The sequence below is a fragment of the Dactylosporangium sp. NPDC050588 genome (assembly GCF_040654975.1).
Taxonomy (GTDB): Bacteria; Actinomycetota; Actinomycetes; order Mycobacteriales; family Micromonosporaceae; genus Dactylosporangium; species Dactylosporangium maewongense.
In genome coordinates, this window is the sequence record NZ_JBFAJA010000058.1 from 50,455 (window position 1) to 76,291 (window position 25,837).

A 25,837-nucleotide genomic window follows, 5' to 3' on the forward strand; every position below is an offset into this window, starting at 1 on the left:
GCCGAGGATGTAGACGGTCCGTGTGGATGGTCAGGGAGGAAGGGAACGGTCGTGACGTTCGTGCGCCAATGGGTGCTTCGGATCAGCAGCTTCGGGCTGACCTGGCTGTACGCGATCTACCGGGTGCACCCGGCGGTGTGGCGGCTGATGGCCCGCAACTACCGGCCGTGGATGGCCCGGTTCGCCCGCCTGCACGCGTGGATGACCTGCCAGTTCGCGGCGATCGACGTGCCCGCGTACGGCGACTTCCTGCGTCGCAACGACTGGCGGTTCCGCTGGTTCGACCTGACGTCCTACCCGCCGACCGCGAAGCTGACCTACGTGAAGGCGTACCCGGAGGAGCAGCGCTGCTGGCACGGCCGGATCGAGATCGCCGGCAGCGTCGTCGACGAGTCGTCGGGGTCGTCGGGCCAGCCGTACAACTGGATCCGCAGCAAGAAAGAGCTCGGGACGGTGCACAAGAACCTCGCCGGCTACACCACGCTGGTGTTCCCGTCGAAGCGGCGGTTCGTCATCAACGCCTACTCGATGGGCGCGTGGGCGACCGGCACCAACACCGGCATCGCGATGGCCCGCGTCGCGATGGTGAAGAACACCGGGCCCGACCTCGACAAGATCATCGACACGCTTCGGCACTTCGGGCCCGGCTTCGACTACGTCATCACCGCCTACCCGCCGTTCCTGAAGCACCTGCTGGACAAGATGGACGCGGTCGGCTTCGACTGGGCGCCCTACAAGCTGTCCGCGCTGGTCGGCGGCGAGGGCATGACCGAGGCGCTGCGTGACTACCTGGAGCAGCGCTTCACGAAGGTGCGCTCCGGCTACGGCGCCAGCGACCTGACGATCGGCATGGGCGGCGAGACCGACCTGACGGTGTGGCTGCGCCGCCGCCTGCGCACCGACCAGCGGCTGCGGGAGGCGCTGCTCGGCGCCGACGAGCACCGGCTGCCGATGATCTTCCAGTACAACCCCCTCGAAACTTATCTGGAGACCACCGCCGACGGCGAGATCCTGTGCACCATCAACACGACCGCGGTGCTCAACCCGAAGGTGCGCTACAACATCGGCGACGAGGGCAAGCTCATGTCCTACGCGGAGCTGACCAGGATCGTGGGCAAGGACGCCGAGATGCAGCGGGCGTTCGAGGGTGACCGGATGAAGCTGCCGCTGCTGTTCCTGTTCGGGCGGAAGGACAGCACCATCTCGTACATGGGCGCGAACATCTACCCGCAGGACGTGGAGAACGGCCTGTACCAGGACAACCCCCTCGCCCACCAGATCCAGAGCTTCTGCCTCACGCTCGAGGAGCACACCGACCTCGAGAGCCGCCCGGTGATCCACATCCAGCTGCGCGAGGCCGTACACCTGACGCAGCCGGAGCAGGAGGAGCTGGCCGACGTGTGCCGGCGCGGCGTGGTGCGCTACCTCGCCGAGGTCAGCCGCGACTTCGCGGAGTCCCTCGCCGAGGACCCCAGCGCCGCCGACCTGCGCGTGCGCGTCCACGAGCACGGCGCCGGACCGTTCGCCGCCAGCAACGGCAAGATCAAAAACGTCTACCTGGCCAGGAGCGCCGCATGAGGACCACCGACTTCTCGAAGGTGCCACCGGTCGGGCAGGCGACCGCGATGTTCGTCGGCGCCACCCGCTACCGCGGCCCCCACTCGATCTTCATCCTCACGTTCACCTGGTTCAAGATGGTGCGCCAGATGAAGCGGCTGCCCGGCTACTGCTGGCACACCGTCTACTGGCAGTGGCCGTTCACGCTCGGCACCATCGCGTTCTTCCGCGACCGGGACGCGCTGCTGCAGTTCGCGCGCACCAAACACCACCGCGACCTCATGTGCTGGATCACCGACAACGGCACCCGCAACGCCACCGGCGGCTACATCCGGCTCTACAACGCCGAGGAGAGCGGCTACACCAACGGCGTCTGGCGCGCCGAAGGCAATACGATGGCGCACATCGAGACCTACACGCCGCTGTCCCGCGAGACGGACGGCCCCGCCGTGCACCGGCCGGCGTCGTGACCGTCCACCTCGAACCCGTGACCGGCCGGGCCGGGCTGCGCGCGTTCTGCGACCTGCCGCTGCGGCTGCACCCGCGCGACCGGTACGTGCCCCTCGCCGACTCGGTCATCGCGGGCTTCACCGGCGACGGTGCCGAGCTGTTCCTCGCCCGCGACGACTCGGGCACCGTGGTCGGCCGCACCTGCGTCCACCGCAACGCGAAGTTCGACGCGAAGCTCGGCCGGCGGCACCAGCTCTTCGGCCTCACCGAGTTCGCCGACGACGCGGCGGCCTCGGCACTGTTCGATCTGGTCGCCGAGCGTGGCCGCGACACGGAGGCGCTGTTCGGCCCGGTCGGGCTGCTGCCCAACCAGACCGGCGGCGTCATCACGTCGGGCTTCGACGAGCGCGGGTTCATCGACTCCGCCTGGAACCCGCCGCACTACCCCGTCTCGTACGAGCGGCACGGCTTCACCCGCCGCTTCGAGGCCGACACGTGGCTGTGCGACGTCTGCGCGGGCGGCGAGTTCACCTTCGACGACGCGCGGATCGCCGCCGAGGACCTCGTGGTGCGGCACGGCTCCCGCCGCCGGTTCAAGGCGCAGCTGCCGATCCTGCGGGAGATGCTCAACGCGTCGTTCGCGCAGCTCGGCTACTACACCGAGATCGACGCCGACGAGCTGGCGAAGCAGACCGACGGGCTGTCGTTCCTGCTCGACGAGGCGCTGCTGCTGTGGCTGGAGAAGGCCGGCCGGCCCGTCGCGTTCATCGTCACCGTGCCCGACGTGTCGGAGTTCTTCATGAAGGTCGGCGGCCGGCTCGGCGTGCTCAACCAGCTGCGCCTGCTCGCCACCCGCAACCGCTACCGCCGCGACGCCGTCCTCATCATCAAGGGCACCGTCCCCGACGAGCAGGGCCGCGGCTACCTGACGCTGCTGTCCCGCGAGCTGTACCGGGGGCTGCGCGCCGGCGGCTACCGCACGCTGCGCAGCACCTACGTGGAGCGCGACAACCCGGCGTCCGCGGCGCAGTACCGGCGGATGGGCGGCCGCCCGCTGCACGGCTACACCTTCTACGAACGGGCGGTCGGATGAGCTGGGTGTCTTCGTTGCGGGCGGTTGAGGACGACTGCCGGCGGGCCCCGAGCGCGCACAACACGCAGCCGTGGGTTCTGCGGTACGGCGACGACGCCGTCGACGTGCACTGGGACCCTTCGCGGGCGCTGCCCGACTCGGACCCGACGCGGCGGGACCTGTTCCTCTCCCTCGGCGCGTTCATCGAGACCTGCCTGATCGTCGCGGCCGACGCGGGCCTGCCGGTGCGGGCGTCGGTGTCCGTCGACCGCGCCTCGCTGCGGGCCGCCAGCCTGGTGCCGGATTCCGCCGTGTACGAGACGCCCTTCACCCTCGCGTCGGTGCGGCAGCGCGGCTGCGCGCGGGGCGGGTACGCGCCCGGAACCCTGGACACCGCGACGCTCGCCGCGCTGGCCGCGCTCGGCGCCGACCTGCGGCAGCTACCCAGCCGCTCGCTCGTCAAGCCGCTCGCGGCGGCGGACCGGTGGATGTTCGGCACCCCCGCCGTCGTCGCCGAGCTGCGGGAGTGGATGCGCCTGTCGCCGAAGCATCCGCGGTACCGGCTCGACGGCCTCACGGACCGCGCGATGGCGCTGTCGCGCGTCGAGGCGTCCGGGCTGGCCGCGATGATCGGGCCGCGCGCCTACCGGGTCACCCGCCGGCTCGGCGGCCCCGCGTTGCTGGCCGCCGCGTCGAAGGGTCTGCTGCGGTACGACGGCAGCGTCCTCGTCCTCGTCGGCAGCGCCGTCACCCCGGAAGCGGTGATCGAGCACGGACGCGCCCTCGTGCGGGTGTGGCTGGCGCTGTCGGAGCGCGGCCTCGCCGTCCACCCGCTGAGCCAGCTCCTGGACTGCACGGCCACCGGCACCCGGCTCGCCGAGCGCCTCGGCCTCGCGCCCGACGAGGCACCCCTCGCCGTGTTCCGCACCGGCCGGCCGCTCCAGCCGCCGGTCCGCTCGGCCCGCATCCCGTCGGCGTAGGACGCTACGCCGGCTCGCCGGGCGCCGCGGCGATCCGGCCTCACACGCCGTCGTGCCAGGAGTGCCACAGGGCGGCGTACGGGCCGCCGGCGGCGACGAGCTCGTCGTGGGTGCCGAGCTCGATGATCCGGCCGTCCTCCATCACCGCGACCCGGTCGGCGTCGTGCGCCGTCTGCAGGCGGTGCGCGATCGCGATGACGGTCCGCTCGTGCAGCACCGCGGCGAGGGCCCGCTCCGCCGTCCGGGCGGCCGTCGGATCCAGCAGCGCGGTGGCCTCGTCGAGGATCACGGTGTGCGGGTCCGACAGCACCACCCGCGCCAGCGCGACCTGCTGGGCCTGGGCGCCGTCCAGCGGGTGCAGCGCCAGGTCACGGTCGAGGTCGTCGGCCCAGTCGGCGCCGACGGTCTTCAGCGCCTCGTGAAGCTCCTCGTCGGGGGCGGCCACGATGAGGTTGTCGCGCAGCGACTCGCGGAACACGTGGTGCTCCTGCGTCACGAGCACGACCTGCCGGCGCAGCTCGTCCGGTGGCAGGTCGGCGATCGGGACGCCGCCGACGGTGACGGTGCCGGCGGTGGGGCGGTCCACGCCCGCGACGAGCATGCCCAGCGTCGACTTCCCGGCGCCGGACAGGCCGACGATCGCGAGCCGTTCACCGGGGCGGACGGTGAGGTCGACGCCGTGCAGGACGTCATGTCCGGGCTCGTACGCGTACCGCACGCCGCGCACCTCGATCCGGTCGTCCCGGGGCGCCTCCGTCGCGGCCGGGGCCGCCGCCGGGATCGCGGCGAGGCCTTCGACGCGGGCGAACGACGCGCTGCTGCTCTGCAGCTGCTCGATCCAGATGAGGATGCTGTCCAGCGGGCCGACGAGCTGCCGCAGGTAGAGCACGGCGGCGACGACCGTGCCGAGGCTGACCCGGCCCCCGATCGACAGCATGCCGCCGACCAGCAGCACGAGGACCACCGGCACCGCATACGACGTCTCCACGAGCGGGAAGAACACCGTGCGCAGCCCGAGCGTCGCCAGGCGGGTGCGGTGGGTCTCGGCGATCGCGGCGTGCCCGGCGGCGAGGCGGCGCTCCCGCAGCGCGAACGCCTCGATCGTGCGGGCCCCGGCCGTGGTGGCGCTCAGCTCGTCGGCGAGCACCGAGTTGGCCGCCCCCTCCGCGAGGTACGCGGTGCGGGCCCGGCGCAGGTACCACCTCGTGACGAACCAGATCCCCGACAGCCCGAGGACGCCGACCACACCGAGCAGCGGGTTGATCACCAGCAGCGCCGAGCAGATGAACACGATCTGCACGGCGCCGACGGTCATGCCCGGCAGCACGTCGCGCAGCGTCGATGCGACCGCGTCGATGTCGGTGGTGCCCCGCGCGGCGAGGTCACCGGCCGGCACCCGCTCGACGACGGCCGCCGGCAGGGCGAGGGCGCGCCGGAGGAAGTCCTCCCGGATGCGAAACGCCGTGCGCTCGCCGAACCGGTACGCGATCGCGAGCGCGAACCGGGTGAGCAGCAGCTGCGCGACGGCACACGCGAGCACCGCGAGCGCGAGCCGGTCGACGGCGCCGCCCTTGCCGGTCACCGTGTCGACGATCCGGCCGAGCAGCCACGGCGCGCCGAGCCCGGCGATCGCTGCCAGGGAGTTGAGCACGAGGATCGCGACGACGGACGGCTTGTCGGCCGCGATCAGCCGCAGCGCCGCCCGCCCGACCACCCGCTGGCCGGCGATCGGCAGGGTCGTCGTCATGCGTCGTCTCCGAACGCGCGGGTCACCAGGGCCCGGTAGCCGGGTTGGGCGGCGAGGAGCGCGCGGTGCGTGCCGGATGCGGCGACCCTGCCGTCGACGAGGTAGTGCACCACGTCGGCGTGGTCCAGCAGCACCGGCGACGTGGTGGCCACGACGGTGCCGCGCCCGGCCCGCGCGGCCGTGAACCGCTCCGCGATCGCCGCCTCGGTGTGCGCGTCGACCGCGGACGTCGGCTCGACGACCAGCAGCAGCTCCGGATCTGCGTGGACGGCGCGGGCGAGCCGCACCCGCTGCCGCTGCCCGCCGGACAGGTTCCGCCCGCCCCACTCGACCCTGCGGTCCAGCTCGGCGGCGACGTCGTGCGCGACCGCGGTCCGGATCGCCGCGCTGACCAGGTCGTCGTCGGGCTCGTCGCGCCCCGCGACCACCTCCCGCAGCGGCCCCGCGAACAGGTCGGCGTCGTGCTCGGCGACCAGGATCCGGGCCCGCACCTCGGCCTGCGCGATCTCGGCGAGCCGCCGGCCTCCCCAGGTGACGTCGGTCGGCCCGTACCGCCCGAGCCGGTCGATCACCGCCGCCGACTCCTCGGGTCGCGCCCCAGCCAGCGCGGTCAGCCGGTCCGGCTCCACGACCACCCCGGACTCCGGGTCCCGCAGCGTGGCAGGCCCGTCCGGCGCGGCCGTCCCGCCCGGGTCGTCGACGGGCAGCTTCAGGAAGTCCACCACCCGCCGCGCCGCGACGAGCCCCCGCGTCGCATCGAACGCACAGAAGATCATCACATCGACGGGGATCACGAGCATGGCGGTGTACCCGTACACCGCGACCAGCTCACCGGCCGTGAGCTCCCCCGCCGCGGCCTGCCGCGCGGCGAGCCACACGACGAGCCCGAGGAACACCACCGGCAGCCCGCCGCCGAGCGCCCCGATCCAGCTGGACGGGCCGCCGACCCGGTAGCCCTGGTCCCGCAGCAGCGCGGACCCGACCTGGTAGCGCCCGTGGTAGACCTCCTTGCCGCCGAGGCCGTTGAGGATCCGCAGCCCGCCCAGCACGTCGACCAGCCGCGCGTTGAGCTCACCCTGCCGGTCCCGGTACCGCAGCCCGGCCCGCTGCGTGCGCCGCAGCAACGGCCCGACGAGCAGCACGAGCACCGGCACCCCGGCGAGCACCACCACGGCAAGGGTCCCCGACGTCCGGGCCAGCAGCACCGCCACCACCGTGTATGCCAGCGTCGACGCCACCCCGACCCCACCGACGTTCATCGCCCGCCCGATCGTCCACACGTCGGAGATGCCGATCGTGACGACCTCCCCCGCCGTGACCCCGCGCGGCAACGCCGCCCCCAGCCGTGTCGCATGCGTCATGATCAGATCCGCCGTCCGCAGCGCCGCCGTCATCCGCAGCTTCGTCATGCTCCGGTGCCGCATGATCCCCAGCCCCGCGCTCGCCACCCCCACCACCAGCACCGCCCCGGCCCACCCCGCCAGCGCCACCGGCCGCCGCGACTGCAACCCCCTGTCGATCGCCTGCGAGATCAGGAACGGCATGAACGCCAGCCCCATGAACCACAGCGACCCGAACATCGCCCCGAGCGCGACCCTGCCCCTGATCTGCCACCCGAGCCGGACCAGAAACCCCGCGGACCCCCCGACCTCCATCCATCCCATGCTGCCCCATGGACCCCGTACGCCGCCCGCCCGAGACGTTCGCGGTCAGCGATATCCCACCCGCCGCCCCGCCCACAGCGAACCGTCGGCCGCTGCCTCTCAGGATTCGTGATCGCGCAGCGGCGAGCACTCGTCGCCGAGGAGGGTCAGGACGGGGAGACGAGGTCGCGCTGGGTGGACAGGAGCTGGGTCATCTCGGTGGCGGGCATGGGGCGGGCCAGGTGGTAGCCCTGGCCCAGCGAGTAGCCCAGCTCGATGAGGCGGTCCGCCTGCGCGGCGTTCTCGATGCCCTCGGCGACGGTGTCCAGGCCGAGGGCCAGGGAGAGCTGCACGACCGCGCGGGCGACGGCCTGCCTGGCGTCGGCTTCCGGGGAGCCGGGAGGGTCGAGCTCGATGCCGTCGACGAAGGACTTGTCGAGCTTGATGATGGCGGCGGGGAAGGCGCGGAGCAGGCTGAGGGACGACTCGCCGGTGCCGAAGTCGTCGAGGGCGAGGCGGACGCCGAGGGCGTGCAGGCGGAACAGGGCGCGGGAGACCTGCGGGCCGCGCAGCACCGCCGACTCGGTGAGCTCGAGGACCAGGCGGTCGGCGGGCAGCCCCGAGTCGGCGAGGGCGGACTGCACGTCGGACACGAAGTCGGGGTCGTGGAGCTGGCGGGCGGAGACGTTGGGGCCGAACTTCTGCAGGGCGTCGGAGCCGAACTCGGCCAGCCAGGCGGCCGCCTGGCGACAGGTCTCGCGCAGGACCCAGCGGCCCAGGGGGACGATGAGGCCGGTGCTCTCGGCGGCGGGGATGAACTCGGCGGGCGAGATCATGCCGCGGGTGGGGTGCTGCCAGCGGGCGAGGGCCTCGACGCCGACGATGCGGCCGGTGCGGATGGCGATGATGGGCTGGTAGTGCACGGTGAACTCGCCGGCGTCGAGGGCGCGGCGCAGCTCGCCGCCGAGCTGGGCGTGGCTGGCGACGGGCTGGGCCATGCCGTCGTGGTAGCGGACCCAGTTGGCCTTGCCGCGTTGTTTGGCGGCGTACATGGCGACGTCGGCGTCGCGCAGGAGACTGTCCAGCGGGGTGCCGGCGGATGCGGTGGCGATGCCGACGCTGGCGTGCGCGAGCAGCCGGTGCTCGCTCAGCGGTCCGGTGAAGGCGTCCAGGACGCGCTGCGCGATCGTCTCGCCGAGCGCGGTCGGGTCGGTGACGAGGACGGCGAACTCGTCGCCGCCGAGGCGGACGGGCAGGCCGTCGGCGCCGGTCTCGCGGCGCAGCACGGCGGCGACCGCGATGAGGAGGTGGTCGCCGACGTCGTGGCCGAGGGAGTCGTTGATTCTCTTGAAGTCGTCGAGGTCGACCAGCAGGACGGTGGCGTCGCCGCGGTCGAGCTGGGCGGCGAGCCGCTGCCGGAACAGGGCGCGGTTGGGCAGGCCGGTCAGGCCGTCGTGGGTAGCGTCGTGCTCGAGGCGTTCCTGGGAGGCGCGCTTGTCGGCGAGCAGCCGGGCGTTCTCCCGGAACGCGACGAACTGCCGGACGGTGACCAGGCCTGTCACCAGTACCGACGCCGCGATCACCAACCGGTCGGCCGTGGTCAGCTCGCCGGGGATGACGGCGATGAGCGGCACGTCGACGGCGGCGACGGCCAGGTAGGGCAGCCACACCCCGGCGCGGCCCCGTCCGGCGGCGGCGTGCTGCCACTGGCGGCGCACGGCGAGGGCGCCGAGCACCGCCGCGAACGGCATGACCACCGCCTGGTCCGCGACGGAGCCGGCGTCGCCGCCGTGGACGAGCAGCAGCGCGACGACGGCGCCGGTCAGGCCGGTCGAGCCGATCAGGCGCAGGGCGGACCGGTCGATGGGGCCGCCGCGGATGTAGGCGACCTTGGTGATGCCGCCGGCGGCGAGCGCGCGCGACAGGCCCAGCAGGACGATGGTCTGTGCGCTCCACGGCGTGGCCGCCGTCATCACCGGGGCCAGCCCGAAGTGGAACAGGACGGTGCCGCAGCCGAGGAAGGCGATCGCGCGGTCCAGCCACTGCCGCCAGCGTTCGCCGGCGCCGGCGATGCCGAGCGGGACCCGCACCATCGCCCACATCGCGGCGAGGAAGCCGGCGCCGGCGAGGGCTGCCGCCGACAGCGGCATCGGCGGCAGGATCGACGTGTCGCGGAACCCGGCGACGGCGAGGACCGTGTACCCGGCGCCGACGAGGCCGAACGCGACCAGCATCAGCCGCCAGAACCGGACGGCCGGCGGGGTGAGCGGGGCGCGGCGCAGCAGGTCGAGGACCGCCGCGGCGGCGCCGGCCGCGGCGAGGGGCAGCGGCAGGTAGGACACGGTGGCCGGGCCGATGCCGGTGACCGTCCACAGCACGTACCAGAGCGCGCCCGCGGCCGTGACGCCGAAGGTGGCGGCGACGTGGCGCAGCGGGGCGCGATGGTCGGCGGTCACGCCGGGCAGGATCGGCGGTCCGGCCGGCACCTGAATGCGCGCACCCGGGTTGCGCCGCGATGGCAACCCCGGCGATGCGAGGCCGGCGAGCGGTCAGGCGACCTCGTAGGTCATCCGGACCCGGTCGAGCCGGCCTTGCCGCAGGTCGTCGCCGGGGACCACGAACGCCAGCCGGACCAGCTCGCCCCACGCGGTGCCTTCCTCGCCCTCCAGCTGGAGCAGCGGCCTGGTGCCGGGCCGCTGCGGGTGGTAGCCGTCGCCGAGCCGGCCCAGGACCTGGTGCGGGGTGTGTTCCGGTGCGAGCGCCCGGAGCACGTCGATGAGCGCCGGGCCCGTGGCGTGCAGCAGGGTGCGCAGCGCCGGGTCGTCGAGCTCCGGCACGGACCGGACCGGCCACGCGCCGAGCGGCTGCGCCGGGACGACCTCCGCGTGTTCCGGCGCCCGCTGTACCGGCCCGGCGCCGGGCACGTGAAGCACCCTGCCGGCGTCGGGCTCGTCGCGCCGGACCGCGGCGAAGAACAGCAGCAGGCCGTCGCGGGGCAGCGTCCACTCCGCGCCCAGCAGGCCGGCGAGGGCGTCGCAGCGCAGCTGGGCGAGGAGGGTCAGCGGCTCGCCGCCGGCGGCCGGCCAGTCGACGCCGGGCGGAAGGCGCGGCAGTCCGCCGTAGCTGCCGGCGTACCGGCCGCCGTCGGCGATCTCGTCGTCCTCGTGCTCCCAGTCCTCGAGCACCGCCAGCTCCAGCGCGGGCCGGGTGAGGGCCAGGACCGCCGCGACGATCGACGGATCCAGCTCGGCATCCCGGCCTGCCCTCCGAGTGCTCACCGGCCGCAGGTCGGCCGGAACGGGGCCGACGGCAGGTGCGTGGCCCACTCCTGCCGGGTCAGCGCGCGGCCGGCGCAGATGCGGTCCCGTGCCGCGGCGACGTCGAACGACCAGCTGACGATCCGGCCGTCCTCGGCGCCGGAGACGAGCGTGCCGGCGGCGGTGAACGCGAGTCCGCGGACCCGCGCGGTGTGGCCGGTCAGGGTGGCGAGGGGCCGCCGACCGGCGACGTCCCAGACGATGACGGAGTGGTCGTCGCCCGCGGACGCGAGCCGGCGACCGTCCCGGTCGAAGGCGAGCACCTGCACCGGCGCGGTGTGTCCACCGAGGACGGCGAGCTCCCGGCCGGTCGCGGTGTCCCACAGCTTGACGGTCCGGCTGTCGCCCGCCGTCGCGAGCATGCCGCCGTCGGGGCTGACGGCGATGTCCTGCACCGCGCTCTGCCCGGTGTTGACCCGGCTCAGCAGGCGTCCGGTCGCGGTGTCCCAGGTGTTGACGTAGCCGCCGGCGCTCGCGCCGACCAGGCGGCGGCCGTCGGGGGTGAACACCAACGACGTGACGATCCGCGGGTCGAGCGACGCGGTGCGGTCGACCGGCGCGCCGACGTCGCGCACGTCCCACATCGAGGGGCCGAGGGTCGCCGCGGCGAGGAACCCGCCGGTGGGGTCGAAGGCGAGGTCGGTGGTGACCCCCGACCCGTTCGTGCGCAGCGGCGCCGTCGCGGGTCTGCCCAGCCGGACGTCCCAGATGGTGACGGTGTTGGTACGGGTGACGGCGGCGAGGATCTGTCCGCCCGGGTGGAACGCGACGGCCTGGACCTCGTCGCCGTGTCCACTCAGGACGGTCGACGCCTTCCCGGCGGTGTCCCACAGCCGGACCGTCCCGTCGCTGCCGGCGGACGCGACGGTGGTGCCGTCGGGGCTGACCTTGACGTCGTGGACCCGGGCGGTGAACGCGCCGAACGGCCGGGCGGCGAGGTCGTGCACCACGATCGTGCCGTTGAAGCCGGCGGAGGCCAGGTAGGTGCCGTCCCGGCTCAGCACGACGGTGACCGTCTCGGTGCGGCCGCGGTCCTGCAGCGTCTCGAGGGGTTCGCGGCCGCGCAGGTCCCAGACGGTGATGGCGCCGTTCTCGTCGGCGACGGCGAGCCGGCCGCCGGCCGGTGCGGAGATGGCCCACGAGTACCCGCCGTTGCCCGGCAGCCCCGGCAGGGCCGCGGCCCGCCCGCCGGTGACGTCCCACATGGTGACGCCCCGGTCCTCCGAGGAGGCGGCCAGGGTGAACCCCTCCTCGGCGAACGCGACGGAGAACACGTGCTGCGTGGGCAGCTCGGCCACGACGGTGCCCGCGGCGACGTCCCACACCTTGGGCGCCTGACCGCCGGCGGCGGCGAGCAGCGACCCGTCGTGGCTGAAGGTCAGCGACGCCACGGCGTGCCCCAGCCCGGTGAGGACGGTGGTGCCGCCGGTACCGGCGTGGAACAGCGCGATGGTTGCGCCCTTGGCGACGGCGACGGTCATGCCGTCGGGGCTGAACGCCATCGCCGAGCCGAGGCCGTCGGCGTCGAAGCGGTGCAGCTGCCGCCGGGTGGCGGTGTCCCAGACGATGACGGAGCCCTTGGCGCCGTCGATCCCGACCGATGCGAGGCGGGTCCCGTCACCGCTGAACGCGACGCTCGCCGCCCGCCCCGTGTGCCCGGTCAGCGTGCCGGTGCGGGTGCCGCGGACGGGGTCCCACAGGCCGATCGTGCCGTCACCGGCGGCGGAGGCGAGCAGCGTGCGGCCGGGGTCGAACGCGACGGCGTAGATCGACGGCCCGCCGACGTTGAGCTCGCGCCGGCGGGGTGCCACGGCGGCGCTGAGCACCGCGCCGCGGGACTCGGTGGTCGAGTGCAGGCGCTCCGCCTCGACCGCGAGCAGGCCGGCGAGCTCGGGGTCGGTGGCCAGCAGCGACCGGGAGCGCAGGGACACCTCCTCGGCCAGCGTCGCCACCTGCTGCCGGCGCGCGTCCTGGCGCTGCCGGGTGGCGACGGCGCCGCCGAGCACGGCGAGCACCAGGAGCACGGCCATGCCGGCGACGAGCCGCTTCAGCCGGCGCGCCTGCCGCCGGACCCCGGCCTGCTCGGCCTCGGCCAGGTCGTTGCTCTCCTTGAGGAACGCGGACTCCAGCTGGTTGAGCCCGGTCAGGCCCTGCGCGGCGGCGAGCTGCGCCCCCCGGTACAGGGCGCCGCTGTCACGGTGCAGCGTCCGCCACGTGTGGGCGGCGTCGGTGAGCCGCCGGTGCGCGACGAGAGCGGCGCGGTCGTCGGTGAGCCAGCGATGCAGCCGCGGCCAGGCCCGGATCAGGGCCTCGTGCGCGACCTCGACGGTGCCGTCGCCGAGGACGACCAGGCGGGTATCGGTGAGCTCGTGCAGGACCACGGCGGTGACGCCCGGGTCGGCGACGCCGTCGAGCTCGGCGCGGGCGATCGGCCGACGGGTGTCCTCGGTGCCGTCGCCGAGGGCGGTGAGCCGCTGGAAGATCCGGCGGGTCGCCGCCTGCTCGGCCGGGGCGAGGCCGGCGTGGACCCGCTCCGCGGTCTGCGCGATCGCGCCGCGGACCCCGCCCCCGGCGTGGTACGCGGCGAGGGTGAGGGTGGCGCCGTCGCGGCGCTGCCAGGTCTCCAGCAGCGCGTGCGAGACGAGCGGCAGCGCGCCGGGCTCGTCGGCCGCGTCCGCGAGGACCGTGGTGACCAGGTCCGGCTCGACGCTCAGCCCGGCCAGCGCGGCCGGCCGGGTGATGATCTCCCGCAGGTCGCCGCCGGTCACCGGCCCGACGAGCAGCTGCGCCTCGTCGCGCAGCGCGTCGACGAGGTCCGCGTGCCGGCTCAGGTGCGCGAGGAAGTCCGCACGCACGCCCAGCACGACCGTGGTGCGGCGGTCCTCGCCGCGGGCGGCGTCCAGCAGCGCGGCGATGAACGTGCGGCGCTCGTCCGGGTCGGCGCACAGCGTGAACACCTCCTCGAACTGGTCGACGACGAGCAGCACCCGGGTGTCCGGCGGCGCGGCCGCGAGCGCGCCGCGCACGGCGACGTCCAGGGCGGCCCGGTCGCTGGCGAGCTCCTCCCGGACGCGGTGCCGGTCGGCGCCGGACAACTTCGTGACCAGGTCGGACAACGCGTCGAGGGGGTGTTCGGTCGGGGTCATCAGCATCGTGCGCCACGTCTTCGGCAGGGTGCCGATCAGGCCGGCCCGCAGCAGGGAGGACTTGCCGCTGCCGGATGCCCCGAACACGCCGACGACCGGCAGCCGGTCGATCTTCGCCCGGAGCCGTTCGACGAGCTCGGCCCGGCCGAAGAACCACTCGGCCTGCTCCGGCTGGAAGGCCGCGAGTCCCCGGTACGGGCAGTGCTCCTCGACCCGCGCGGTCCGCGCCGGCCGGTCCGCCGCGGCGGCCTCCCAGCGGGCGTTCCACTCGGTGGGGTCGCCGCCGCACGCCTCGGCGTAGGCGACGGTGACCTCCCGCGACGGCAGCCGGTCGCCCTTCGCCGCCTCGGCGAGCGTGCTGGCCGAGTAGTGGGCCCGGCGGGCCAGGGCCCGGTAGCTCGGGCTGCCCGCCTGCTCGCGCAGCTGCCGCAGCTGCCACGCGAGTCGCTGCACCGGACCGGCCTGAGGATCCACCGGCTTCTCGGGTCGGCCCACCATTGCACCTCCGCGATCTGGGGTCAGCACGATACCGCGGGTTGTCCGGCGTTGTTTGTCCGGTGCAAGGTGCACTGTCGGTCAATTCCCGCACCGTCCACGGTGGACGAGGCAAGGCAATCCGCCGACCAGGGCATTGCCGTCCACCGGAAAGGAAGGTGTCGATGATTCGACGGATCGCAGGGGCGTGCGTCGCGGTGGCCGCGGCCGCCGCGCTCACGGTGGCAGGGGGTGCCACCGCGCACGCCGATCAGGGCTGGATCGGTGAGTGTCATCCGCAGCAATACGGGGGCTGGTGTGATGGCAACGGACCTGACTGGCAGTACCGCGGCTTCGTGAAGTGCGCCGCCCAGTCCAGCGGCAGCAAGCCGTACTACGGCCCGTTCCGCTGGGCCGGCGACACCCGGGGCTCCTACGCGAGCTGCACGCTGGGCACGTCGTACAAGTCCGGCGGTGTCGAGGTCTATTACAAGGGCGTCCTGAAGGCGACCCACCCGTGAGGAGGGCCGTTCCGTTGTAACGGCGCCCGGCATGCCGGCGAACGCCGGGCCGTCACCACAGGGACGGCACGGGCGTCCGCCCCGGCTGAGGCATTACACCCCCTCCAGGCCGGTCCCCGCCCGCAGGTCCCGCGGGCGGGGACCGGTCGCACCGTCCACGCCGGTCGCACCGTCCACGCCGGTCGCACCGTCCACGCCGGTCGCACCGTCCACCAGGGAGCATCATGACGAAGCCGCGCGGCGGCTGCTGGCCATCGTGCGGCCTGAGTCGTGGGCGGAGCTCGGCCTGCGCCGGTCGGGCCGGTGCGGCGACGGCGCGGACTCGCTGGACGGGACGTCACCGCGCGTCCTCGGGCTGATCTGGGCCTGCGCCGAGCCCCGCTGTGACGCGGTGGCTCGGCGCAGGTGCGGTGCTGTCAGGCGCCGGCGTTCCTGCCGTGCGCGGGCGCTGGGCTCAGCAGGGGCCGTTGCAGGCCAGGACCTTGAGCCGGTCGAGGGCGCCGTTCCACTGGTTCGAGTCGCCGGCGAACGGGCCGGTGCTCGAGTACTGCCAGAACGACCACGTCGGCGCGCCGGCGGGCAGGGTGCCGGGGCTGCTGCTGTACCGGGCGAGCCACAGCGGCGAGTTGGCCCAGAAGCCGCTGTAGTTGCCGGTGCAGGTGACCCACCAGTCGGTCGTCGTGTAGATGGTCGCCCAGCGGCCGGTCCTGGTGTGGTACTGGTTGAGGAACGCGCGGATCCAGCTCACCATGCTCGCCTGCGACAGCCCGTAACACGTTGCGCCGTACGGGTTGTACTCGATGTCCAGCGCGCCGGGCAGCGTCTTGCCGTCCTTGGACCAGCCCCCGCCGTGCGCGACGAAGTAGTCGGCCTGCGCGGCCCCGCCGCCGCCGTTCGGGATCGCGAAGTGGTAGGCGCCCCGGATCATGCCGATGTTGTACGAGCCGTTGTACTGCTGGGCGAAGTACGGGTTCGTGTAGTAGGTGCCCTCGGTCGCCTTGACGTACGCGAACCGCGAGCCGGCGTTCCACTGCGCCGCCCAGTTGACGTTGCCCTGATGGCCCGAGACGTCCTGGCCGTAGGTGACGGTGGCGGCAGAGGCCGGGCTGCCGGTGAGGACCGTGGTGACGAGGGCGGCCGCCAGGGACAGTGCCGCCAGGGCTCTCTTGGACACGATGCGCCTCCTTGCTCCGGGGGTGTGGCAGATAGCTTCGCCGATTAGCTCACGGTGGTGGAAAACTTTCAATAGGCATCCATCTAAATTTGTCATGACAGGCTTCGATGGACACAGCGCGCTGAGCAGGTGTAATGTGCCGCGATGCAGGAAGTTTACGAACTTCTATGGATCCGGTAAGTTAGCACCGACGTTCCCGGGAGGCTCGCGCCATGGCCCGTCTCACCCGTCGCGACGCCCTGCGCGGCGCCGTCCTGCTCGGCGGCGCCGCGGCGCTGCTGACCGTCGCCGACCCTTCCGCCGGCGCGGCGCTGGCCGCGCCCGACCAGCCGTCGATCGACAGCTGCGGCGCCTGGGGAGCCCGCCCACCGGCCGGCCCGCTCACCATCGTCCAGCACCGCCCGAACAAGATCATCGTGCACCACACGGCGCTGGCCAACTCGACCGACACGTCCCGCGCGCACGCCTTCGCCGCCTCCCGCGAGATCCAGGACCTGCACATGGACGGCAACGGCTGGATCGACAGCGGCCAGCACTTCACCAACAGCCGCGGCGGCTGGCTCACCGAGGGCCGCCACGGCAGCCTGTACGCGCTGCTGCACAGCCAGACCATGGTGCAGGGCGCCCACTGCGTCGGCCAGAACGACCAGGCCATCGGCATCGAGAACGAGGGCACCTACCTCACCGAACAACCCCCGGCCGCGCTGTGGTCGAGCCTGATCGCCTTCTGCGCGTTCACCTGCCACCAGTACGGCATCCCCGCCACCGAGATCTACGGCCACAAGGACTTCAACAACACCCAGTGCCCAGGCCTGCTCCACGCCCGCCTCCCGGAGCTCCGCTCCGCCGTGGCCGCCCGCCTCTGACCCCTGATCGCGCCCGGTGCCGCATCACGGGTCGTCGCTGGACCTCGACGTGGTGTCGTCGCCGTGGTTGTACCGCCATGCCGAAGCCGACCTCGTCGCCCGCATCGTCGAGCAGGTCGACGCCGGGCATTCGGCGCCCGTCCGCGGCGGCGTTCGGATCAATGACCGGCCCTTGCCTGGGTGGGCGTCGAGGCGGCTGACGATCGGGCGCGGATACGGGCGCGAGTCGGGATGCCCAGGGCGACCGCGTTGCGGAGGGTGCCATGCCAGAAGGTTGTCGATCAGGTGGGCGAGTCCCGCCGCGGCCGGCTCGTCGGGGTCGACGCCGGAGTGGTGGGTACGGACCCATCGAGGACGGCTCCGGACATCAGTGGCCGTCGCCGGGCGCCGTCCTCGTCGGGTAGCGGGGGGCCGCCGTTGTCGGACGGGCCTGGACCGTGGAAGGCCGTCAGCGCGATCACGTGGGCGAGGTAGGCCGGGCGCTGATCGTCGGCGGGCGGAAGCCGCCACGCTCCGACCGTCATGCCACGGGGCGGAGGTCGCCCTTCACATCGAACATCATGCGATCATGTCGGAGGACGCGGGCACCCACGCGCAACACGTGATCCCCGCCCGCCGGAACTCGACGGGCCGAACGTGCCGCCTGCCGTGGTCACCGAACGGGCGCCACCGCGCTGCGGCAGGGCTGTCAGTCGACGTACCGGTCGAACAGGGCCCAGCCGGGTGGGGTCGCCATGACCGCGAGCATCACGGCGGTCGCGGCGCACGTCACGGCGAGCCTGGACCGACAGCAACGTCTTGATCGGCACCGATGCAGCATACGGACGGGATCGCCGGCGGGGGTGCCGGGCACGCCGCCGCCGGCGCCGGGTTCACAGCTCGTTGGGGCCCAGCGTGTTGACCGGGGAGCGCGGGGGCCGGCCGGTCAGGACGCGGACGGCCTCCTCGGTGGCCAAGGTGCGGACGGCGCGCATGGACTGTTCGGAGTAGTAGGCGGCGTGCGGGGTGACGATGGCGTTCGGCAGGTGCAGGAGGGGGTTGTCGGGTTGCCAGTCGCGCTGCTTGGCCGGCTCCTCCTCCAGGTCGTCGAGGGCCGCCGCGGCGATGGTGTGGTTGGTGAGGGCGTGGGCCAGGGCCGTGTCGGAGACGATGGGGCCGCGGGCGGTGTTGACGAGGACGGCGGTCGGCTTCATGCGGGCGAGGGTCGCCTCGTCGAAGAGGTGGTGGGTGTGGGGGGTCAGCGGGGCCTGGATGACGAGGTAGTCGGAGTCGGCGACGAGCTCGTCGAAGGCGACCGGGCGGACCCCGGCGGCGCGCAGGACCTCGGCTTCCACGAACGGGTCGTGGCTGATGAGCTCGACGCCGAACGGGCGGGCACGGTCGGCGATCAGCTGGGCGATGGCGCCGAAGCCCAGGATGCCGAAGACGCGGCCGCGCAGGCGGAAGATCGGGGCGCCGGACTGCCACTGCCAGGTGCCCGCGCGGGTCGCTTCCGAGTACGCGACGATGTTGCGCACGGCGGACAGCCACAGGGCGATGGCGTGGTCGGCGACCTCGTCGGCGCACCAGTCGTTCGGGGCGTTGGTGACCTGGATGCCGAGGCGGGTGGCGGCGTCGACGTCCACGATGTCGACGCCGGTGCCGTAGCGGGCGATGACGCGGCAGTTGGGCAGGTGCTGCATGGCGGTCGCGCCGATGTGGGCGTACTGGGTGAGGATGCCGTCGGCGGATCGACCGTAACGGATGACGTCCTCCTCGGTCTTGCACTGGCGCGATTCCAGGCGGAAGCCGGCCGAGGAGGCGATGTCGCGCTCGATCGAGACGTCGCCGAAGTCGGAGTCCGCGATCATGATCGTGCCCGATGCACCCGAGGCGCCGGGGGCGAAGTCAGTGGGAGTCACGGGGCAGTCCTTTCGTGTGCACGATGTCCTGGTACTCGACGGCGAAGTCCAGGCAGCTGCCGGTGTCCATCTGGCCGGTGTGTGCCCGGAAGAGCTCCTGCCAGGGCGTCTGGTCGACGCGCGGCGGCGGCACGTAGCCGCTCCACCGCTCTTCGATCTCCTCGTCGGTGAGCTCGGCGTCCAGCCGGCGGGTGGGCATGTCGAGGGTGACCCGGTCGCCGGTGCGCAGGATCGCCAGGTTGCCGCCGATCGCCGCCTCCGGGCTGGCGTTGAGGATCGACGGGGCGTCGGACGTGCCGCTCTGCCGGCCGTCGCCGAGCGTCGCGAGCGCCTGGACGCCCCGCATGATGAGGGCGGCGGGCGGTTGCATGTTCACCACCTCGGCGGAGCCGGGGTAGCCGATCGGCCCGGTGTTGCGCACGACGAGCAGGCAGCCCTCGTCGATGTCCAGCGACGGGTCGTCGATGCGCCGGTGGTAGTCCTCGGGCCCTTCGAAGACGACCGCGCGCCACGTCACCGTGGGTGCGGGCAGGAAGGCCGACGTGGCCACCGACATCTTCATCATCGCGGAGCGGAAGAGGTTGCCGTGCAGCACGAGGAAGCCGCCACGCGGCGAGAAGGCGTCGTCGACCGAGGGGGCGATCACGGACGGGTCCGAGGAGGGCACGGCGTTGTCGGCGATCGTGCGGCCGTTGACGGTCAGCACGTCGGGATGCAGGCGCCCGGCGGCGAGCAGGGTGTGGAGCACGGCCGGGACGCCGCCGGCGCGGTGGAAGTCCTCGCCGAGGTACGTCCCGGCCGGGGCGCAGTTGACGAGGACCGGCACGCCGCCGCCGACGGCCTCCCAGTCGTCGTTCGTCAGGTCGACCCCGGTGTGGCGGGCGATCGCGTTGAGGTGGATCGGGCAGTTCGTGGAGCCCGCGATGGCGGCGGTGACGGCGATCGCGTTCTCGAACGCCTCCCGGGTCATGATGGAGCGCGGCGTGACGTCGTCCCTGACGAGGTCCACGGCGCGGCGTCCGGTGTCGTACGCGATCTGTCCGCGCTCCCGGTGCGGTGCCGGGATCGCCGCGCAGCCGGGCAGCGACATGCCGAGCGCCTCGGCGATGCTGTTCATCGACAGAGCGGTGCCCATCGTGTTGCAGTGCCCGACGCTCGGCGCGGAGCACGCCACCCGGTCCATGAACTCGGCGTAGTCGATCTTCCCGGCGGCGAGGAGCCGGCGCGACTGCCAGATGACGAGGCCCGACCCCGCGCGTTCGCCGCCGATGTACCCGTTGAGCATCGGCCCGCCCGAGAGCACGATCGCGGGCAGGTTGACGGTCGCGGCCGCCATGAGGCCCGCCCCGGTCGTCTTGTCGCAGCCGGTGGTGAGCACGACCCCGTCGAGCGGGTACCCGTACAGGACCTCGACCAGACCCAGGTAGGCGAGGTTTCGGTCGAGGGCGGCGGTGGGGCGTTTGCCGGTCTCCTGCAGCGGGTGCACCGGAAACTCCAGGGGGATGCCGCCGGCGTCGCGGATCCCGTCGCGGACCCGGTCGGCCAGCTCGACGTGGTGCCGGTTGCAGGGCACCAGGTCGTTGCCGGTCTGCGCGATGCCGATGACCGGCCGGCCGGACTGGAGCTCGGCGCGGGTGAGGCCGAAGTTCAGGTACCGCTCCAGGTACAGCGCGGTCATGTCGGGGTTGGCGGGGTTGTCCCACCACTGCCGGCTGCGCAGGTCCACCGGTCACACCTCACCAGAGAAGGCCGGGTACTCCGACAGCGGCACGAGGTCCTTGGCCCAGGCCTCCAGCACGGGCGTGACCACCCGCCACGACTGCTCGGCCTCGTCGGCGCGGATCGACAGCGCCGGGTCGCGGTTGAGCACGTCGAGCAGCAGCCGCCCGTACGGCGGCAGGTGCGCGGGCGCGGGCGTGGCGGCGAGCGTGAGCGGGGTGAGCACGTCGCCGCTGGTCGTGGTGCCGGTCAGGTGCAGCGACACGGACTCCGGCTCGAGGCCGAAGCGCAGCACGTTGGGCACCGCCTGGACGTCGCCGGCGAACGGCAGGTGCGGCACGGGCCGGAAGTGGACCGCGACCTCCTGCCGGTTGGTGCGCATGGCCTTGCCGGTCCGCAGCCGGAAGGTCGTGTCGCGCCACCGCCAGTTGTCGATCTCCAGCCGCAGCTCCGCGAACGTCTCGGTGCGGTGCACCGGGTCGACGCCCGGCTCGTCGACGTAGGCGGGCACTCCCCCACCGGCGGTGTACCGGGCCCGCTGCGACCGCTCGGCGGCGTCGTGCAGGGTCAGCGGGCGGATCGAGCGCAGGACGTCCATCTTGCGGTCGCGCAGGTCCCGGTCGCCGAGGCTGATCGGCGGCTCCATCGCGACCAGGCACAGCAGCTGCAGCAGGTGGTTCTGCAGCATGTCCTTGAGCGCGCCGACGCCGTCGTAGTAGCCGGCCCGGCCTTCCAGGGCGAGGGACTCGTCCCAGACGATGTCGACGCGTTCGATGTGGGCGCTGCTCCAGAGCGGTTCGAGGACCCGGTTGGCGAGCCGGACCCCGAGCAGGTTGAGGACCGTGCCCATCGCCAGGAAGTGGTCGACGCGAAAGATGCTGCGCTCCGGGTACAGCCGCGACAACAGCCGGTTGAGCTCGATGGCGTCGTCGAGGCTCTCGCCGAACGGCTTCTCCAGCACGATCGTGCTGCCGCTCGCGGTCCCGGCCGCGTGCAGCGCCGACACCGTGGCCGCGAAGATGGACGGGGGCAGCGCGAGGTACGCGGCGACCGGCCGGTCGTGCGGGATCACGGGGGCGAGGGCGTGCGCGTCGGTGACGTCGGCCCGGTGATACCGGGAGGCGGCGACCACCTCGCGCCTGCGGTCCGGCGGGACGTCGGGGGCGTGCCGGTCGAGCTGCTGCGCCGCCCACGCGTGGAAGGCGTCGTCGGTCCAGTCCTCCCGGCCGACGCCGGTGACCCGGAACCCGTCGCCGAGGTGCCCGCCGGCGCGCAGCGCGCCGAGTGCGGGCAGCAGGAACCGGCCGGTCAGGTCTCCGGTCGCGCCGAGGATCACGAGCTCATCAAGCATCACGAGGCTCCCGCCATGGCTCGGGACAGGTTGACCCCGCTGGCGATCACGCCGATGTGGCTGAACGCCTGCGGGAAGTTGCCGGCGAACTCGCCGGTCGCCGGGTCGATCTGTTCGGGCAGCAGCCCGAGCGGGCTGGCCCGGTCGCACAACGACGCGTAGAGCGCGTCGGCCTCCTCCAGGCGGCCCTGGCCGGTGAGGTTGTCGACGAGCCAGAAGCTGCACAACAGGAACGCGCCCTCGTCGCCGGGGATCCCGTCGGGGGACTCGTCGTGGCGGTACCGGTGCAGCAGCCCACCGCCGGCGCCGAGCCGTTCGGTGACGGCCTTGGTGGTCGCCACCATCCGCGGGTGGTCGGCCGGGATCACCCGCCGCAGCGGCAGGGCGAGCAGGCTCGCGTCGACCCCGCCGCCGTCGCCGAGGTGCTCGGTGAGGGTCTGCGCGCGGTCGTCCCACGCGTCCTCGACGATCGCGCGGCGGATCTCCTTCGCGGTCGCCCGCCACCGCGGCGCCGGTCCGGGCAGGTCGAGCCGCTCGGCCATGGCGACCGCCCGGTCGAGCGCCACCTGACACATGGCCGCGGAGTAGGTGAAGACGTGCCCTTCGCTGCGGACCTCCCAGATGCCCTGGTCGGGCTGGCGCCACGTGCGGGCGGCGGCGTCGGCGAGGCCGGCGAGCCCGTCCCAGAGCCCGGGCTCGACCCGGCCGCCGGCCCGGGACCACTGGTCGGCGCAGTCGAGGATCTCGCCGTAGACGTCGTGCTGGCGCTGGTCGGCGGCGCCGTTGCCCCAGCGGACCGGCGCGGAGTCGCGGTAGCCGCGCAGGCCCGGGTCGATCCGTTCGTCGGGCACGGGCCCGCCGGCCGGCGTGTACATGATCCTCGGCCGGCGGCTCTGCTCGAACGCGTCCAGGACCCAGCCGAGGAACGCGTCGGCCTCCCCGCCGAAGCCGATGCGGCGCATCGCGAAGACGGCGAACGCGGCGTCGCGGATCCAGGTGTACCGGTAGTCCCAGTTGCGCACGCCGCCGACCGGAGCCGGCAGCGAGGACGTCGGCGCCGCCACGATCGAGCCGTTGACCCAGTGGTCGCAGAGCTTGAGCGTGACGGCGGCCCGGCGGACCAGCGCCTCCTGCGGCCCGGCGTAGTCGAAGCCGGTCATCCAGCGCCGCCACGCCGCGGCCGTCTGCTCGAGGCTCTCGCCGGCGTCGAGGTGGTGGTGGCGGTGGACCCGCCCCCACGACAGCACCAGCTCCATCCGGTCGCCGCCGCGCAAGGTGTACCGGTTGTGCAGCCCGCCGTCGAGCGGGTGGCTGGACCGCAGGTGCAGCCGCACGCCGGGCAGCATCGCCGCCTGGATCTCCAGGCCGCCGAGCGCGGCCCGGGCGATGGCGCCGCCGTGCGGCTCCAGGTCGACCCGTAGCTCGGCGGTGCCGTCCAGCACCTCGACGAGCCGCACCAGCTCACCGCGGTCGGCGGGGGTGTCGTCGGCGAGGTCCGCGCCGGAGCGCAGGGCGAGGGCGTCGGTCAGCCGCACCAGCCCGGTCGCGGTCCGCAGCTCGGTCACGAGGACGCCGGTGTCGCCCAGGTACCGCTGCCGCGCCTCGACCACACCGTCCGGCGCGACCTCGAAGTGCCCGCCGCCGGTGCGGTCCAGCAGCCCGCAGAACAGCGGCTCCGCGTCGAACCCGGGCACGCACAGCCAGACGACGCCGCCGTCGAGCCCGACGAGCGCGGCGGTCGCGCCGTCCCCGATCAGCCCGAGATCCTCCAGCGCCGGGAATCCGTCCCGCGGGCGCACCGGCCGGAACGCCGGCTCGGCATCCATCATGTCCTGCCTCCACGGTTGCCTGGTTCCGGCGCCGCACTACCCGCCCGCGCTGACCCGTAACGTCACGGGTAGGCGGGGAGGGCGGCGTCGGTGGCCAGGCGTTTCGTGCCGCTGACCATGGACCGCTGCACCAGCCTGGTGGCGAAGAGCCGGTTGCGCAGGGCGAGCCCCCAGCCGGTGGCGGGCGCCAGGAACCGGCCGGGGTTGGCGCCCTTCTGCCACCGCCCCGCGTACGCGCGCATGCGCTGCTCGTAGGCGGCGAGCGCGGCCCGGTGCTCGCCCCGGGCGGCGGCGAGCTCACCGGCGAGGACGTGGGCGCCGACGAGGCCCGTCCCCACGCCCATGCCGCCGAGGGTGACACCCCAGGCGGCGTCGCCGAGCAGCGCGATCCGCCCGCGCGTCCAGCTCGGGGCGCTGACCCGCGCGATCGCGTCGAAGTACAGGTCGGGGGCGTCCGGCAGCGCGTCGAGCAGGGCCGGCACGTGCCAGGGCAGGCCGGCGAACGCGTGCGCGACGAGCTTCTTCTGCGCGTCCTGGTCGTGCCAGTCGACGTCGCGTTCGTCGCCGGTGCGGAAGACGACCAGGGCGGTGGCGCGCGAAGGATCGTGCGGGTCGGCCGAGATGCTCGCGGTCCGGCCGGGCACGGTGTAGTAGCGGCTCCCGCCGGGCGGCCCGAACGTGTTCGGCAGCTCCCATCCGGCGATGTGGTAGCCGAGCCGGTGGACGAAGTCCTGCTCGGGACCGAACGCGAGCCGGCGGACGGCCGAGTGCATGCCGTCGGCCCCGACGACGAGGTCGAAGGCCCGGGTGCCGGCCGCCCGGAAATCGACCCGCACCTCGGATCCGGTGTCGTCCAGGCCGGTGACGGTGTCGCCGAACAGGTACTCGACGCGGTCCGCGGCGCGGTCGTACAGGACGCGTGACAGGTCCCGCCGGAACACCTCCAGGTCACCCCCGGCGAACGCGGCGGGCAGCATGAAGATCTCCCGGTCGTCCTCGTCGACGCAGGTCATGGCGCCGCCGTGGGTCTGGCGTGCGCGCAGCTCGGCCAGGACGCCGAGCCGCTCCAGGACGGCCAGGTGGGTCGGGCCGCGGAAGTCGACGGCGAAGCCGCTGCTGCGCAGCCGGGGTGCGACCTCCACGACGGTGACCTGGGCGCCGTGCTCGGCGAGGCGGAGCGCCAGGGCGGGCCCGGCGACCCCGGCACCGCTGACGAGCACACGGAGGGAACGAAGCGCGGTGGTGGACATGGCATTCTCCAAACTGTGTCCGTCGGATACAGAGTATGCTAGACACAGTTTCGAGAGGAAGGCAACCATGCGAGATCTGGTGACGTTGCTGTGGGAGCCGGCGGAGCCGCCGCGCCGGGGGCCGCGGCCGACGCTGACGCTGGCGGCCATCGCCGGTGCGGGGATCGCCGCGGCCGACGCCGACGGGCTGGCGGCGACCACGATGCAGCGCGTCGCCGAGAGCCTGGGCGTGACGAAGATGGCGCTGTACCGGTACGTCCCCGGCAAGACCGAGCTGGTGGCCCTGATGCTCGACGCCGCCGTCGGCGCGCCGCCGGACCCGGTGCCGGGCGCGGGCTGGCGGGAGACCCTCGACGCCTGGGCGAAGGCGCTGTTCGCGCGGTTCTGCGAGCACCCGTGGACGCTGGAGGCCGCCGTGGGCGCGCGCGTGCTCGGACCCTGCGAGCTGACCTGGCTGGAGCGTGCGGTCGCCGCCCTGACCGGCACCGGGCTGCACGGCGGCGAGATGCTCGACGTGGCGGCCACGCTCAGCGGCCACGTCCGCAACCTGGCCCAGCAGATGTCCGCGGCGTCCGCGCCGGACGGGCTGGAGAGCGAGCTGGGCGGCCCGATGCAGGCCGTGCTCGCCGGGCGGGAGGACCGGTTCCCGGCGGTGACCGCCGCCCTCGCCTCGATCCGGACGGCCGGGGGGCAGGATCAGGCGCTCGACTTCGGTCTCGCCCGCATCCTCGACGGCGTCGGCATGCTCATCGACAGCCGCGGCCGCTGAACCGGTCGACCGTCCACAGTGGACGGCCGCCGCCGCGCGGAGCTTGCGGGCTCCGCGCGGCGCGATGTACC

18 protein-coding genes are annotated in these 25,837 nt (G+C 73.6%); 7 read left to right on the top strand and 11 right to left on the bottom strand.

The window, feature by feature from the left end:
• The first annotated feature begins 51 nt into the window (after window positions 1–51).
• The 4 genes from AB0I21_RS34995 to AB0I21_RS35010 are packed head-to-tail and all read left to right on the top strand — an operon-like array spanning window position 52 to window position 4,059.
• A complete protein-coding gene (locus tag AB0I21_RS34995; RefSeq protein ID WP_360567640.1) occupies window positions 52–1,578 on the top strand; it encodes a phenylacetate--CoA ligase family protein in 1,527 nt (508 codons plus the stop codon).
• Window positions 1,575–2,027 (top strand): DUF4188 domain-containing protein, encoded by a 453-nt coding sequence (locus AB0I21_RS35000; RefSeq protein WP_344505158.1) that lies wholly within the window; start codon window positions 1,575–1,577, stop codon window positions 2,025–2,027. Before AB0I21_RS34995 ends, AB0I21_RS35000 begins: the two co-directional genes overlap by 4 nt.
• On the top strand, window positions 2,024–3,100 hold the full coding sequence (locus AB0I21_RS35005; RefSeq protein WP_360567642.1) for a hypothetical protein: 1,077 nt from the start codon (window positions 2,024–2,026) through the stop codon (window positions 3,098–3,100). The genes AB0I21_RS35000 and AB0I21_RS35005 overlap by 4 nt, the downstream gene beginning before the upstream one ends.
• Entirely contained in the window at window positions 3,097–4,059 is a 963-nt protein-coding gene (locus AB0I21_RS35010) for a hypothetical protein (protein ID WP_360567643.1), read from the top strand. The genes AB0I21_RS35005 and AB0I21_RS35010 overlap by 4 nt, the downstream gene beginning before the upstream one ends.
• Before the next feature lie 40 nt (window positions 4,060–4,099).
• Here AB0I21_RS35010 and AB0I21_RS35015 read toward each other — a convergent pair whose 3' ends face one another.
• From AB0I21_RS35015 to AB0I21_RS35035, 5 genes are all read right to left on the bottom strand, one after another.
• Window positions 4,100–5,806, bottom strand: coding sequence for an ABC transporter ATP-binding protein (locus AB0I21_RS35015; protein WP_360567645.1), 1,707 nt, complete (start codon window positions 5,804–5,806; stop codon window positions 4,100–4,102).
• Window positions 5,803–7,386, bottom strand: coding sequence for an ABC transporter ATP-binding protein (locus AB0I21_RS35020; protein ID WP_360567688.1), 1,584 nt, complete (start codon window positions 7,384–7,386; stop codon window positions 5,803–5,805). Before AB0I21_RS35020 ends, AB0I21_RS35015 begins: the two co-directional genes overlap by 4 nt.
• A gap of 230 nt (window positions 7,387–7,616) precedes the next feature.
• Complete coding sequence (locus AB0I21_RS35025) at window positions 7,617–9,905, bottom strand: EAL domain-containing protein (protein ID WP_360567646.1); 2,289 nt, start codon at window positions 9,903–9,905, stop codon at window positions 7,617–7,619.
• 93 nt (window positions 9,906–9,998) lie between these two features.
• A complete protein-coding gene (locus tag AB0I21_RS35030) occupies window positions 9,999–10,727 on the bottom strand; it encodes a DUF1963 domain-containing protein (protein WP_360567648.1) in 729 nt (242 codons plus the stop codon).
• A complete protein-coding gene (locus AB0I21_RS35035) occupies window positions 10,724–14,365 on the bottom strand; it encodes a helix-turn-helix domain-containing protein (protein ID WP_360567650.1) in 3,642 nt (1,213 codons plus the stop codon). Before AB0I21_RS35035 ends, AB0I21_RS35030 begins: the two co-directional genes overlap by 4 nt.
• 206 nt (window positions 14,366–14,571) lie before the next feature.
• Between AB0I21_RS35035 and AB0I21_RS35040 the strand changes: the two genes are divergently transcribed.
• On the top strand, window positions 14,572–14,907 hold the full coding sequence (locus tag AB0I21_RS35040; RefSeq protein WP_360567652.1) for a hypothetical protein: 336 nt from the start codon (window positions 14,572–14,574) through the stop codon (window positions 14,905–14,907).
• 454 nt (window positions 14,908–15,361) lie between these two features.
• On the opposite strand, the gene AB0I21_RS35045 is transcribed toward AB0I21_RS35040, so the two are convergent.
• The gene (locus AB0I21_RS35045; protein ID WP_354897196.1) at window positions 15,362–16,081 is read right to left on the bottom strand and encodes a lysozyme; all 720 of its coding nucleotides are present in this window, start codon (window positions 16,079–16,081) and stop codon (window positions 15,362–15,364) included.
• Between the two features lie 212 nt (window positions 16,082–16,293).
• On the opposite strand from AB0I21_RS35045, the gene AB0I21_RS35050 reads away from it, so the two are divergent.
• Window positions 16,294–16,947, top strand: a complete 654-nt coding sequence (locus AB0I21_RS35050; RefSeq protein WP_344505168.1) for a peptidoglycan recognition family protein — start codon at window positions 16,294–16,296, stop codon at window positions 16,945–16,947.
• Window positions 16,948–17,819: 872 nt separating this feature from the next.
• On the opposite strand, the gene AB0I21_RS35055 is transcribed toward AB0I21_RS35050, so the two are convergent.
• The 5 genes from AB0I21_RS35055 to AB0I21_RS35075 all read right to left on the bottom strand — a co-directional run bounded on the left by AB0I21_RS35055 (window position 17,820) and on the right by AB0I21_RS35075 (window position 24,997).
• On the bottom strand, window positions 17,820–18,848 hold the full coding sequence (locus AB0I21_RS35055; RefSeq protein WP_360567654.1) for a C-terminal binding protein: 1,029 nt from the start codon (window positions 18,846–18,848) through the stop codon (window positions 17,820–17,822).
• Window positions 18,835–20,574, bottom strand: a complete 1,740-nt coding sequence (locus AB0I21_RS35060) for an IlvD/Edd family dehydratase (protein WP_360567655.1) — start codon at window positions 20,572–20,574, stop codon at window positions 18,835–18,837. The genes AB0I21_RS35055 and AB0I21_RS35060 overlap by 14 nt, the downstream gene beginning before the upstream one ends.
• Window positions 20,575–20,577: 3 nt before the next feature.
• Window positions 20,578–21,918: a glucose-6-phosphate dehydrogenase gene (locus AB0I21_RS35065; protein WP_360567657.1), complete on the bottom strand. Its 1,341-nt coding sequence runs from the start codon at window positions 21,916–21,918 to the stop codon at window positions 20,578–20,580.
• Window positions 21,918–23,747 (bottom strand): glycoside hydrolase family 15 protein, encoded by a 1,830-nt coding sequence (locus AB0I21_RS35070; RefSeq protein ID WP_360567659.1) that lies wholly within the window; start codon window positions 23,745–23,747, stop codon window positions 21,918–21,920. The genes AB0I21_RS35065 and AB0I21_RS35070 overlap by 1 nt, the downstream gene beginning before the upstream one ends.
• 62 nt (window positions 23,748–23,809) lie before the next feature.
• Window positions 23,810–24,997, bottom strand: coding sequence for an FAD-dependent monooxygenase (locus tag AB0I21_RS35075; protein ID WP_360567661.1), 1,188 nt, complete (start codon window positions 24,995–24,997; stop codon window positions 23,810–23,812).
• Window positions 24,998–25,064: 67 nt separating this feature from the next.
• On the opposite strand from AB0I21_RS35075, the gene AB0I21_RS35080 reads away from it, so the two are divergent.
• Window positions 25,065–25,766 carry a TetR/AcrR family transcriptional regulator C-terminal domain-containing protein gene (locus AB0I21_RS35080; protein WP_360567662.1) on the top strand — a complete coding sequence of 234 codons (702 nt, stop codon included), beginning with the start codon at window positions 25,065–25,067 and terminating at the stop codon, window positions 25,764–25,766.
• Window positions 25,767–25,837: the final 71 nt, after the last annotated feature.